This is a genomic window from Sphingobacterium puteale, from assembly GCF_050986225.1.
Classification (GTDB): Bacteria; Bacteroidota; Bacteroidia; order Sphingobacteriales; family Sphingobacteriaceae; genus Sphingobacterium; species Sphingobacterium puteale.
In genome coordinates this window covers 1,297,882-1,310,399 of the sequence record NZ_CP158959.1, presented here as the reverse complement: position 1 = coordinate 1,310,399, position 12,518 = coordinate 1,297,882, and the positions used below count along the sequence as shown (strand labels likewise).

12 protein-coding genes are annotated in these 12,518 nt (G+C 40.6%); 8 read left to right on the top strand and 4 right to left on the bottom strand.

Annotated features, from left to right (window positions below):
- Positions 1 to 59: 59 nt before the first annotated feature.
- The 5 genes from ABTV71_RS05435 (at position 60) to rodA (ending at position 5,796) form a co-directional block, all read left to right on the top strand.
- Complete coding sequence (locus tag ABTV71_RS05435) at positions 60 to 1,082, top strand: rod shape-determining protein (RefSeq protein WP_028071379.1); 1,023 nt, start codon at positions 60 to 62, stop codon at positions 1,080 to 1,082.
- A gap of 92 nt (positions 1,083 to 1,174) precedes the next feature.
- Entirely contained in the window at positions 1,175 to 2,017 is an 843-nt protein-coding gene (mreC, locus tag ABTV71_RS05430) for a rod shape-determining protein MreC (RefSeq protein ID WP_433902437.1), read from the top strand.
- Positions 2,010 to 2,528: a rod shape-determining protein MreD gene (locus ABTV71_RS05425; protein ID WP_104385799.1), complete on the top strand. Its 519-nt coding sequence runs from the start codon at positions 2,010 to 2,012 to the stop codon at positions 2,526 to 2,528. Before mreC ends, ABTV71_RS05425 begins: the two co-directional genes overlap by 8 nt.
- A 27-nt stretch (positions 2,529 to 2,555) precedes the next feature.
- Positions 2,556 to 4,538 (top strand): penicillin-binding protein 2, encoded by a 1,983-nt coding sequence (gene mrdA / locus ABTV71_RS05420; RefSeq protein ID WP_121126450.1) that lies wholly within the window; start codon positions 2,556 to 2,558, stop codon positions 4,536 to 4,538.
- Complete coding sequence (gene rodA / locus ABTV71_RS05415; RefSeq protein WP_121126451.1) at positions 4,531 to 5,796, top strand: rod shape-determining protein RodA; 1,266 nt, start codon at positions 4,531 to 4,533, stop codon at positions 5,794 to 5,796. Before mrdA ends, rodA begins: the two co-directional genes overlap by 8 nt.
- Positions 5,797 to 5,824: 28 nt before the next feature.
- Here rodA and ABTV71_RS05410 read toward each other — a convergent pair whose 3' ends face one another.
- The 4 genes from ABTV71_RS05410 to ABTV71_RS05395 are packed head-to-tail and all read right to left on the bottom strand — an operon-like array spanning position 5,825 to position 8,654.
- On the bottom strand, positions 5,825 to 6,679 hold the full coding sequence (locus ABTV71_RS05410; RefSeq protein WP_433902436.1) for a nucleoside phosphorylase: 855 nt from the start codon (positions 6,677 to 6,679) through the stop codon (positions 5,825 to 5,827).
- Entirely contained in the window at positions 6,676 to 7,293 is a 618-nt protein-coding gene (locus ABTV71_RS05405) for an IMPACT family protein (protein ID WP_077437423.1), read from the bottom strand. Before ABTV71_RS05405 ends, ABTV71_RS05410 begins: the two co-directional genes overlap by 4 nt.
- Positions 7,290 to 8,162, bottom strand: a complete 873-nt coding sequence (locus ABTV71_RS05400) for an EamA/RhaT family transporter (protein WP_433902435.1) — start codon at positions 8,160 to 8,162, stop codon at positions 7,290 to 7,292. The genes ABTV71_RS05405 and ABTV71_RS05400 overlap by 4 nt, the downstream gene beginning before the upstream one ends.
- Positions 8,163 to 8,177: 15 nt before the next feature.
- The gene (locus ABTV71_RS05395; protein WP_121126480.1) at positions 8,178 to 8,654 is read right to left on the bottom strand and encodes a thermonuclease family protein; all 477 of its coding nucleotides are present in this window, start codon (positions 8,652 to 8,654) and stop codon (positions 8,178 to 8,180) included.
- 543 nt (positions 8,655 to 9,197) lie between these two features.
- Between ABTV71_RS05395 and ABTV71_RS05390 the strand changes: the two genes are divergently transcribed.
- The 3 genes from ABTV71_RS05390 (at position 9,198) to aroA (ending at position 12,502) form a co-directional block, all read left to right on the top strand.
- Positions 9,198 to 10,022, top strand: a complete 825-nt coding sequence (locus ABTV71_RS05390) for a prephenate dehydratase (protein ID WP_108636938.1) — start codon at positions 9,198 to 9,200, stop codon at positions 10,020 to 10,022.
- Positions 10,023 to 10,139: 117 nt separating this feature from the next.
- Positions 10,140 to 11,252 (top strand): chorismate mutase, encoded by a 1,113-nt coding sequence (locus ABTV71_RS05385; protein ID WP_121126455.1) that lies wholly within the window; start codon positions 10,140 to 10,142, stop codon positions 11,250 to 11,252.
- Positions 11,252 to 12,502, top strand: a complete 1,251-nt coding sequence (gene aroA, locus ABTV71_RS05380) for a 3-phosphoshikimate 1-carboxyvinyltransferase (protein WP_433902434.1) — start codon at positions 11,252 to 11,254, stop codon at positions 12,500 to 12,502. Before ABTV71_RS05385 ends, aroA begins: the two co-directional genes overlap by 1 nt.
- The last annotated feature ends 16 nt before the right edge of the window (positions 12,503 to 12,518 follow it).

The following is a 12,518-nucleotide window of genomic DNA, read 5'->3' as shown; positions in this document are numbered from 1 at the left end:
AGATTAATTTTTTTTGTGTAGGTTTGCATATTATTTTAAAATAGCTTAAGAATTAGCAAATGGGCTTATTTAATTGGTTTACGCAAGAAGTTGCGATTGACTTGGGTACTGCAAATACCCTAATAATTCATAATGACAAAGTAGTAGTGGATGAGCCTTCTATTGTTGCATTTGACCGCACCACAAACAAAGTGATTGCCATCGGTCGACAGGCCATGCAAATGGAAGGTAAAACACACGACAATATAAAAACGGTACGACCTTTACGTGATGGAGTAATTGCTGATTTTACGGCTGCTGAACATTTGATCAGAGGGATGGTAAAATTGGTCAACAATGGTAAGAGTTGGTTTTTCCCATCTTTACGCATGGTGGTCTGTATTCCATCGGGTATCACTGAGGTGGAAAAAAGAGCTGTACGTGATTCTGCGGAGATCGCCGGAGCCAAAGAAGTTTATCTGATCCACGAACCAATGGCTGCTGCTGTAGGTATTGGCATCGACGTGGAAGAACCGATGGGTAACATGATTATAGATATTGGTGGCGGGACGACAGAAATTGCGGTCATCGCACTATCTGGTATCGTCTGTGATCAATCCATCCGCGTAGCAGGCGACAACTTTGACTCTGACATTGTTCAATACATCCGTAGACAACATAATATCATGATCGGTGAACGTACTGCGGAGAAGATTAAGATTGAAGTTGGGGCAGCACTTCCTGAGTTACAGGAGCCACCTGCAGATTTTGCTGTACAAGGTCGTGACCTCATGACAGGTGTCCCTAAACAGATTACGGTTTCTTATACAGAAATTGCCCATTGTTTGGATAAATCAATTTCTAAAATCGAAGAAGCCATCTTAAAAGCACTTGAAATTACGCCACCGGAGCTATCTGCCGATATCTATCAAACAGGTATCTACCTGACTGGTGGCGGTGCGTTATTACGTGGTTTAGATCGTCGTATTCAAGCGAAAACAAAACTTCCAGTACACATTGCCGAAGATCCCCTTCGTGCTGTTGTCAGAGGCACCGGTATTGCGCTTAAAAATATTGGCCGATTCAAATTCTTGATGCAATAATTAACGTTCGATAATTAACAAGATTTTATTAAAGAGCGATATAATATGCAAAACTATTATATCGCTTGCTTATTAAATACCCGCAATAAAAAATGAGAAACCTTTGGTTATTCCTGAGACGATATAATGCATTCTTTTGGTTTATCCTATTTTTTGGATTCTCATTATTTATGATTATTACCAACAATTCGTTTCAACGCAATTCTGTGTTAAACTCTTCCAATCATGTAATCGGTAGTCTTTATGCAAAGATAAACTCCTGGAAAAGCTATTTACATCTAGGGGAGACAAATGATGCATTAGCAAAAGAAAACGCTCAGTTACGGAAAGACCTCCAGGCATATAAATCGACCGACAGTATTAAAATTGGCCCTGTGCCGGTTATGGACAGCAGCGAATTCGGCCGTTACCAATTTCTAATTGCAAATGTAATCAACAATAGTATCCATCAAAAAGCGAATACAATTACCCTGGATAAGGGCAGTAAAGATGGGATAGAAAAAGGAATGGGGGTCATCGCACCCAATGGTGTTGTTGGTATCGTATTAAACGTTTCGCCGAATTTTTCAACAGTACAGTCCCTTCTACATCCCGATACCCGCATATCAGTAACCTTGGGCCATAGTGAAGTCTTTGGATCTTTAGTTTGGGGCAACAATATAGATTATCGTGCCGCAACAGTGAAGGAAATTCCCAATCATATCAAAGTAAACAAAGGCGATAAAGTCTATACCTCTGGATATTCAGGACACTTTCCAAAGGGCATTTTTGTAGGGACAGTTATTCAAACGGGTATTTCATCCGGGGATGCGTTCTTGGATCTTCGCATTCTTTTAAGCACCAATTTCTCCAATCTACAACATGTATATGTCGTAAAAGATTTATTAAGTAATGAATTAAAAACATTGGAGGAATCGACTAAGGACAATGGCTAGGATTTTAATATTTAACATTATTCGATTTATCGTCTTGATTGGAATGCAGGTATTTTTGTTCCAAAATATCGGTTATTACAACTTGGTTGCAGCGTTTCCTTATATTTTGTTTGTCTTCTTGCTACCAACGGGAACACCTAATTTTCTGGTGTACCTGATCGCATTTCTAACGGGACTAACGGTAGATTCTTTTTACGATACGCTGGGGGTCAATACTGCCGCATGTGTAGCCCTGGCGGCCTTCCGCATTTTCTTTATGAAAATCACGCTTGAAGTGGAGGAACGGGACTCCTTTCTTACCCCAATGTTGGGATTGATGAATGTGAGATGGTTTTTTTCCTATATCTTTTTCGGTACATTGATTCACCATACTTTCCTGTATCTGCTGGAATCTTTCTCCTTTCAACATATTCAATACACACTGCTCAGTATTGTTTTAAGTTGTATATTTACAGTAATTATCATGCTATTATTTAGCATATTATTCTACAAAAAGAAAGATCGGTTGTAGTAGATCGATGGATAGAAATTTATTTCTATGAATAGTTTTTTTGCTCGCAAGTACGTCGTTTCCGGAATCTTTGTTGCCATTGCGCTGACTTTGGTCGCCCGCCTATTTTATTTACAGATCATTGACGATTCCTATATACATTCAGCCAATAGCAATGTCATGCGCAAGGTCATTGTTTACCCTGCAAGGGGTGTAATTTTGGACCGCAAGGGTAAGGTATTGGTACAAAATGAGCCTGTCTATGATTTGATGGTAACGCCACGCGAGGTGAAAGAAATTGATACTGCTCTGTTTTGCAAATTAATCGAGATCGACAAAGAAGGCTTTATTAAACGAATGGATAAAGCTAGGGCACACTCCCCGTACAGGGCATCAATTTTTGAAAAACAGCTATCTGTCCGGACTTGGGCTCAGTATCAGGAATATCAATATCAGTTTCGCGGGTTTTATGTACAAAAGAGAACGATCCGGAGTTATCCCGATAGTATTGCTGCTCAATTTTTAGGTTATGTCAGTGAGGTAAATGATAAAGATATTGAGCGATCGAATGGATTTTACCGTAGTGGCGACTATATCGGCAGAAGTGGTGTTGAACGTTCATATGAAGATCTGATCCGGGGGAAAAGAGGTGTTAACAACTTAATGGTGGATGCATTGAATCGTCCTAAAGGTATATTTATGGAGGGTAAATATGACACCTTGGCCGTGGCCGGTGAAGGTTTGGTTTCCTCCTTGGACAAGGATCTACAAATATTAGGTGAAAACCTCATGAAAAATAAATTAGGTTCCATCGTTGCCATTGAACCGGCAACAGGAGAAATCCTGGCTTATGTGAGTAGTCCAAGTTACAATCCGAATCTGATGGTTGGCCGTCAGGTGGGCAACAATTACATGAAATTGCTGAACGATGAGACCAAGCCCCTTTTTAACCGCCCCATTCAAGCATCCTATCCTCCAGGTTCTGTTTTTAAGGTCGTTTCGGCCTTAACGGCGCAACAAGCCGGAGTAATCGACCGCAATACGGTATTTTTCTGTCCGCACGGTTATAGCTATGGTGGTGGACGTGGCTGGATGGGCTGTACCCACTATCATGGATCAACGACCTTACAACGTTCTGTCGCTGTTTCCTGTAACACATACTACGGGTTTACTTATGCAAAGATGATCGATGGCCGTGGTCTTTCCGGCCCGAAAGCTTACGACCTCTGGCGAAATGCAGTCACACAGTTTGGAATCGGACACAAATTAGGGATAGATCTACCTGGGGAGAAAGCAGGTTTATTGCCTACATCGGAGTTTTATACAAAACGTTACGGCAATGACAAGTGGCGTTCAAGTTTTAATATCTCTTTATCCATTGGACAAGGTGAAATGGGCATCACGCCATTACAAATGGCCAATATCATGGCTATTGTCGCGAATAGAGGCTTTTATTATAGACCCCACCTTATTAAAGGAATCGGTGCGCAAAAAATCGCCAAAAAGGAATTCACGGAAAAGATAAGCGCTGGGGTGGATGAACGATATTATCCTGTCGTGATCCAGGGGATGAGTGATGCCGTAAACACACCTGAAGGTACAGCTTGGTCAAATCGTATTCCCGGGATTGAAATGTGCGGAAAAACAGGTACGGCACAAAATCCACATGGTGAAAATCACGCCGTATTTTTCGCATTTGCCCCGCGGGAAAATCCTAAAATTGCCATAGCGGTATTTGTTGAAAATGCAGGTTATGGCGGCACTTGGGCTGGCCCAATCGCCAGCATGATGGTGGAGAAATACTTAAAAGATACCATTACGGCACCAAAATATATTCAGGATCGGATCTATAAAGCAAACTTTCTCCCGGCGCCAAAAAAAGTAATAGATCCCAAAAGTAAAGATGTCAAGAAGGCGGATTCGATCAAATCAAAAACAGATACTGTTAAAGCAAAGCGTCAAGTGGCAGCCCTGGTAAAACCAAAGGAAACAATTGTTCACCATAGCGAGGTAAAGAGAAGATATGAATAATCAAAAAAATAGTTTCTTTGGAAAAATTGATTGGCTGACAATCATGCTTTGGCTTTCGTTGTGTATAATCGGTCTTTTCAATATCCGTGCGGCTGTTTTTAATCCAGATATGCCCGGTTTCTTCAGCTTGGGGACCAACTATGGAAAACAGTCTTTGTATCTTGTTTCGGCGATTATATTAGGTATATCCATTTTGATTATAGATGCCAAGTTTTTCAGTTCAGCTTCGCCGATATTCTACGGAATAACGGCCATCTTACTTGTTATTGTTTTGGTTGTGGGCCGAAATGTAGGTGGAAATCAGGCCTGGATTGATTTGGGATTCTTCCGGCTGCAACCGTCCGAGTTTGCCAAACTTTCAACCTGTCTGTTGCTGGCCAATTTTTTAAGCGCCCAAAGCAATAAAGCACCCACTATGCAAACCTTGGCCATGGGCGCAGGTATTGTACTATTTCCTGTATTCTTGGTTATGCTACAGCCCGACACGGGATCTGCATTGGCTTTCTTTTCCTTAATTTTCGTATTTTACCGTGAAGGGTATGTAAACAACGAGTTATTGATATTCGGTGGACTGTGTATTTTGCTTTTCGTTTTGGCTTTGCTGTTCAACCCGTGGATATTAATCTTGGTATTAGCCCTTATCATTGGATTTTTTATGTGGAGTTTCCGAAAAAAGAGGAAATACATCATTAATTTAAGTATTCTTTTCGCTGCCTGTACCGCGTTTATACTATGCGTCGACTTGGTTTACGACCATGTATTGCAACCACACCAACGTGATCGGATCGATATCATTCTTGGCAAAACGCAAGACCTCCGAGGAAAGGGCTATAATTTGAACCAGTCTAAAATTGCCATTGGTTCAGGTCAATTTTGGGGCAAGGGCTACTTACAGGGCACACAAACCAAGTATAATTTTGTTCCCGAACAGAGTACAGATTTTATCTTCTGTACCGTAGGGGAAGAATGGGGATTTGTCGGTTCAGTAACACTGATAACAATCTATCTCACCTTACTCTTGCGTATCATTCATATCGCGGAGCGACAGCGTTCGGCATTTGCCCGCATCTACGCTTACGGCGTGGCCTCCATCCTATTTTTTCACTTGTTTATCAATATCGGAATGACTATAGGAATCATCCCTGTCATTGGAATTCCATTACCTTTTGTCAGCTATGGAGGCTCTTCACTCTGGAGTTTCACGATACTGCTCTTTATCATGCTCAAATTTGACTCCAATAGAAAAGGAGTCGTATAGTTTGCAGTTGGTACTGGGAGAGATTTTACTAAATCCTTTCCAGTACCAGTTGAATCGCCTTTTCCACGACCGCTTCAGGATCTGCAGAAAATTCTCCCGCTACCCTACTTGCTAAAATGGCATTAATGGATAAAGCCTGATGACCGAACATGTTCGCCAGCGCATAGATACCGGCAGTTTCCATTTCCAGATTGGTCAAACGGAAATCGTTATGCCGAAATGAATTTATCAAAGAAATCAGATCCGGGATCGTATTGTCTGATCGTAGACAACGTCCCTGTGGCGCATAAAATCCCGGTGCCGTCAACGTTATCCCTTTAGGTAGATCGAAAGCAATTCGGTCCAATAATCGCTCTCCGGCACGTGCTACATAAGGTTTTAAACTTAACTGTGGAAAATAACGAATTAGAGCCTGCTGGATATTCAATTCAATTTCATCATAAGGTTTTTGGTAGAACTGCATCAATGCATCAAAGCCAACCCCATATTCCGAAGCCAATATACTTCCCATTTCAACATCCGTCAGTACAGCACCGGAAGTACCGATACGCACGATTTCCAAAACGGTCAGTTCGCTCCTTACTTCCCTACGCTGAAAATCGATGTTCACCAAAGCATCCAATTCATTCAATACGATATCGATATTATCTGTACCTATACCCGTAGAGATCACGCTCAGCCGTTTGGCACCAATATATCCCGTATGGGTGATAAACTCACGCTTCCCTTTTTTGAGTTCAATACGGTCAAAATATTTCGACACCTTGGCGACACGGTCCGGGTCTCCTACCGTAATGATCGTATGGGCTAAGTCCTCCGGCAATAAATTCAAATGGTAAATACTTCCATCTGAATTCAAAATGAGTTCTGAATTGTTTATCATATCGTTCTTAAATAATTCAATTGACAACCTTCAATTTTGGAAAAACGTTCCACGACACGGTTCACCTGCATTTTACGTACCTCAAATTCCAGATAGCAATTATTGTCAAATTCCTGCTTTTCGATTTCCAGTCCTTCTTCCTTAATAATACGCATAACATCATTCATATTTAGATAATCAAAGGTCAACCCATAGCTATCGTTAACTGTACGTTCGATGATCTGAGCTTGGTCCAAGGCATCCTGTGTAGCCGATTTATAAGCATTAATCAAGCCTGGTACACCCAATAGGGTTCCACCGAAATAACGGACAACAACGACGATTATATTTGTAATATCTGCCGAGAGCAAAGCATTTAAAATAGGACGCCCTGCAGTCCCAGAGGGTTCACCGTCATCGTTTATCCGAAAGACATTCCGATCCGGAGTCAGCCGATAGGCCCAGCAGTGGTGTCTTGCCTTCGGATGCAGGGATTTCACTTCCTGTAAAACATCTTTTAATTTCTCCTCAGATTTAAAAGGAAATGCATAAGCGATAAATTTACTTCCCTTATCTCTAAAAATTCCCTCATAGTTTGCATCGATCGTCCGATAAGTATCTTCAAATAAACTCACTGATATGCGATAATTAAAACTGAAACAATGGAAAGAACTATCCCGAGGTAATTCAACCATGAGAGTCTTTCTTTAAAAAATAGTACACCGACCAAAGCACCCAGCGAGATAACACCAATATTCATCCCGGTGAATACGATGGAAGGGTTTTCAGGCAATGCCCGATGGGCTTTCATATAAAATAATATATTACAAAAATTGAAAGCACCTAAAATTAGACCATAGACGACTGCTTTAGGTGAAAAGGTCTGCTTGTCAACGAAGATAAAATAACCTAATAAACCAAATGCGATCAGCATGGCCATAACAAATATAATAAACATCGAACTGACATAAGGTATCGTCACATGCAATGCCACCTGTTTAAAGAGGATATCAATAATCCCCATACCAATAAAAACAAGCAATGGGTAGAGGCCATTTCTATACTTTGCATTTGACTGCGTTATTGTAGGAAGAGATTTCCGCCAACCGATGGAACATATAATCGCCAATAGACCTATCCCTATCCCCAACAGCTTGTTTCCCTGTAGCTTTTCCTGGAATAGAAAAAACGCTGCCAGTAGGGGAATAAATAAAGACAGCCGCTGAGCCACCTCTGTTTTTACCAAACCACTGTAACGGATAGATAGTGCAATAAATACAAACATCCCCGGTAACAGGACAGCCAATGCCGCATACAGCGGGAATGGTAAGGTCGTCAAGCTAATTTCCTTTATTTGGGGCCGTAATATAAAGTAGGTCAAAGCAACCGCCATCGGATAATTCCAAACGATCACTTGTTTTGTTTCCACGCCATACTGTTTCGCCAGTTTTAACAATACGGCTACAGTGACACTACAGATAACACTTATAAGGACAAAAATCATTGTTCTGTTACTAAATTACTTCCAAAGTCCACGCTTAGCCTGACGGGCCTGTCGTTCTAATTTCACAAAAAAATCAGCATACTGAACATTCGGCGCCAAGGTGTAGGTCACCGCATAGCCCTGCTCGATCAGCTCCGCGTTAACAAATTTCTCCCGAAGATACACATAAGCAAGAAGTCTTCCATAACGATCCTTTTTACCGACATCAAATACCAGCTTCACATTTTTTCCGGTCAACAAAGTTTTTAGATATTCTTTTGCCTCCATGCCATAGTAACCAACCTCTTTACGTGCTGTCTTCCTTGTTTCGGGAGCATCAATCCCGATCAAGCGTACCCGTTCTCCTTTTTTGCTACCATTTTCAATCACAAAGGTATCCCCGTCTATTACACGTCTCACTTTCACATACCGCTCCTCCCCTTTATAAGAAAAACCTAAAAACAAGAAACAGATAATCGCGGTACTCACCAAAAAATTAAATCGCTTTAGCATAAAAATCAAATTTGGGCAAAGGTAATAAAATACTTTTTCAGCAAACAACCTATAAAGTACTCCATATTTCAACAAAAAAAAACGGTATTTTCAATAAAAAAAACACTAAAAAAATAGCTGTTTTAAACATGCTTTTTTTATTAAAAAATCATTAAAAAAAACAGACATAAAAGAGATAACAAAAACAATAAAAGCCTATATAAAAGAAGATTACAAAAACAAACAACTTCAAAAAACCTAAAAAAAACATTTATTTTTAACACAAAAAAAAGCAAAAAAAATAACCAAAAACACACCTATAAATGATATATTTTATATGAAAAAAATTATTTTTTCTTTGATATTCCAAAAACATTCGTACATTTGAAATGTCAAACAACACAAGGATGAACAGATCATATACATATTTCTATTTTAACTTCTTTTATTTTAAAAATAAGAGCCGGGATTAGATTGTGTATACATTAAAATATAACAAGAAAGAGTCCCGGTTTAGATCATCGGGACTCTTTCTTGTTTAAGGGCAAAATAGTAACAAAAAAAATGAGTTTAAAAATTGCGATACAAGGAGCAAAAGCTTCATTTCACGAGGAAGCAGCATTTAAATATTTTGGACGCGAAGTCGAGATTGTTGAATGTGATTCATTCAAAAAAACCTGTGAATTGCTTAAGCAAAGAAAAGTAGATTACATTGTTATGGCGATCGAGAATTCGATTGCGGGTAGCCTATTACCAAACTACAATCTGCTTCGGGATTATAAATTTCATATCACAGGTGAAGTCTATCTCAACATTCAACAGAATCTGATGGTATTACCGGGTGTAAAATTGAAAGACATCAAGCATATCGAATCACATCCGATCGCCATCCGTCAATGCGAAGAATTTCTTTCGGAGCTGGAAGGTGTACGTATTACCGAAGGGTCAGACACCGCGGCCACAGCAAAGATGATTGCTGAGCGGAAATTGACTGATACCGCTGCTATTGCGGGTACCTTGGCTGCAGAGATTTACGGTCTTGAGATTTTAGAAAAAAGAATCGAAACCAATAAAAAGAATGCAACACGTTTTTTAGTTCTTTCGAATGAGGTGGTTGAACATAAAAATGCGAATAAAGCATCCTTATCGTTCCAAACGGGAAATACTGTTGGTTCCTTAGCGACAATTTTACAGTGTTTTGCTGAGCAAAATATCAACCTGAGCAAGATTCAGTCTATGCCTGTTATCGGAAAACGCAACGAATATGACTTTTTCGTTGATGTTGAATGGAAAAAACAATCAGACTATGAAGCTGCGATCCGAAAAGTACTCAAACATAGTGTCAATTTCAATATTATGGGCGAGTACATCAAAAACGAGAAACTATAATCAACAAATTAATACTTATAAAACAATCAACTTACCCTGAATCTGTTGGAGCTATAAAAACTTACAAAACAAGCTTAACAGCTTAACAGACTCAAATACTTTTAAAAATTTATTCCGATGAAAAATACATTAGAAATCACTCCTTTGAAATCATGGTTGGATACTGGAGACAAGCCTTTAATTATCGCAGGCCCTTGTAGTGCAGAGACAGAAGAACAATTGGTATCTACAGCACACCTATTGGCAAATACTGGAAAAGTAAATATTTTACGTGCAGGAATCTGGAAGCCACGTACGCGTCCGGGCGAATTTGAAGGTATCGGTTCCATTGGTCTGGAGTGGTTGAAGAGAGCGAAAGAAGAAACAGGTTTATTAACAGCTACAGAGGTTGCAACAGCAAAACATGTCGAAGAAGCTTTGGCAGCTGGTGTTGATGTACTTTGGGTAGGTGCACGTTCCACTGCAAATCCATTCACGGTACAAGAAATTGCTGATGCACTACAGGGCGTAGATGTACCTGTTTTCGTCAAAAACCCTGTTAACCCTGATTTATCGTTATGGATCGGTGCTTTGGAGCGTATCAATCGTGCTGGTATCAAAAAATTAGGTGCGATCCACCGCGGTTTCTCTTCTTACGAGAAAACAGCATTCCGTAATGAACCGATGTGGGATTTAGCCATCCAGTTAAAAACTGCTTGCCCTAATTTGCCGATCATCAATGACCCTAGCCACATCTGTGGTAACCGTGAATTGCTACCGTACATCGCCCAAAAAGCTATGGATATGGATATGCAAGGTTTGATCATTGAATCACATATTGATCCTTCTGTTGCATGGACAGATGCCAAGCAACAGGTTACACCAGCAGCCCTAGCAGAGTTGATCAATCATTTGACATTACGTAAAGCTGATTCTAACAACCCTTCATTCGAGGATAAATTAGCCGAATTGCGTAGTAACATTGACAAATTGGATGACTTAATTATCCAAAAAATCGGTGAGCGGATGAAAATTGCAGAGAAAATCGGTGAATACAAACGCGATAACAATGTGACGATCTTACAGGTAAACCGTTGGGATGAGATTGTTCAAAAACGCACAAAACTTGCTGAAGCGCTATCTTTGGGCAGTGAATTTGCAACAAAATTCCTAGAATTAATTCACAACGAATCTATCCGTAAACAAAATGCGGTCATGAATTCACAGGAACAACCAACAGCCGAAGCATAATGAATCAACAAGTCATCAAGCTGACGCATCCATCGAAAAAAATAAAAGGCACGGTTCAACTGACAGGATCAAAATCCGAGAGCAACCGTGCTCTTATTATCCGCTCGTTGAGCAAGGGGCAAGTTGATATAGCAAACCTTTCCGAGGCTGCCGATACGGTGACGTTAAACCGTGTCTTACAGATCGCATCAGATCCTCAACCTGGCTACAACACGATTGACATCGGTCCGGCGGGTACAGCAATGCGCTTTTTAACGGCCTACCTCAACCTTGTTCAAGGAAACTTTATCCTTACGGGGACCGAACGCATGCAACAACGGCCAATCGGTATATTGGTTGATGCCATGAAGGAGATCGGCGCCGACATTCATTACGAGAAGAAATCCGGCTATCCGCCCCTAAAAATAGACGGAGGTTTATTTCAGGGGAAGGACCGTGTCCGGATAAAAGGGAATATCAGTAGCCAATACATCTCTGCCCTACTATTAATTGCTCCCGCATTGAAAAAGGGGCTCACATTGGAAATTGAGGGCGAACTGACTTCCAGACCTTACGTATCCATGACCCTCGATATGCTAAAAAGCGTAGGCATACAGCATGAGTGGACAGCGAATGAAATACATATTGCCCCGCAGACTTTTTCAAAAAGCACAATTTATGTGGAGCCAGATTGGAGTGCAGCTTCTTACTGGTACGCTATTGTAGCGCTGGCAGAAGACGGAGCATCTATCGTCTTACCTGGACTAAAAAAAGACAGTCTGCAAGGAGATATTGCAATTGTCGATATCATGACCCATTTTGGCGTGCAATCCAGTTTTGAAGCCGATGGCTTGCATCTTCATAAAACAGCAATAGATTCGGAAAAAACGTTATTTGATTTCAAAGAATGCCCGGATCTTGCGCAGACTGTCGTCGTTGTCGCGGCAGCTTTAGGGCGTGAGGTTTCCTTTACAGGTCTTGAAACATTAAAGATCAAAGAAACGGATCGAATTGCAGCTCTCCAGACTGAAATAGCTAAATTTGGCGCTGAACTGATCGCAGATAATGAAACCTATCATCTTAAAACAGCAGGGGTATTCCGGCCAGAAGACGTGACCTTTAATACCTATGAGGATCACCGTATGGCAATGGCTTTTGCCCCCCTTGCATTGGTTTTTGACCAGATCAAGATTGCGGAGCCAATGGTTGTGGAAAAATCGTATCCTGATTTCTGGAAACATCTACAGGCCCAATCTTTTAGCATCGACTAATATTAAAAGAAACCGG

Excerpts from the sequence above, each read along its gene's own strand:
- mrdA (WP_121126450.1), top strand. The coding sequence starts at position 2,556 with ATGAATAGTTTTTTTGCTCGCAAGTACGTCGTTTCCGGAATCTTTGTT.
- ABTV71_RS05425 (WP_104385799.1), top strand. The coding sequence starts at position 2,010 with ATGGCTAGGATTTTAATATTTAACATTATTCGATTTATCGTCTTGATT.
- mreC (WP_433902437.1), top strand. The coding sequence starts at position 1,175 with ATGAGAAACCTTTGGTTATTCCTGAGACGATATAATGCATTCTTTTGG.
- aroA (WP_433902434.1), top strand. The coding sequence starts at position 11,252 with ATGAATCAACAAGTCATCAAGCTGACGCATCCATCGAAAAAAATAAAA.
- rodA (WP_121126451.1), top strand. The coding sequence starts at position 4,531 with ATGAATAATCAAAAAAATAGTTTCTTTGGAAAAATTGATTGGCTGACA.
- ABTV71_RS05395 (WP_121126480.1), bottom strand. The coding sequence starts at position 8,654 with ATGCTAAAGCGATTTAATTTTTTGGTGAGTACCGCGATTATCTGTTTC.
- ABTV71_RS05435 (WP_028071379.1), top strand. The coding sequence starts at position 60 with ATGGGCTTATTTAATTGGTTTACGCAAGAAGTTGCGATTGACTTGGGT.
- ABTV71_RS05385 (WP_121126455.1), top strand. The coding sequence starts at position 10,140 with ATGAAAAATACATTAGAAATCACTCCTTTGAAATCATGGTTGGATACT.
- ABTV71_RS05410 (WP_433902436.1), bottom strand. The coding sequence starts at position 6,679 with ATGATAAACAATTCAGAACTCATTTTGAATTCAGATGGAAGTATTTAC.
- ABTV71_RS05390 (WP_108636938.1), top strand. The coding sequence starts at position 9,198 with ATGAGTTTAAAAATTGCGATACAAGGAGCAAAAGCTTCATTTCACGAG.
- ABTV71_RS05400 (WP_433902435.1), bottom strand. The coding sequence starts at position 8,162 with ATGATTTTTGTCCTTATAAGTGTTATCTGTAGTGTCACTGTAGCCGTA.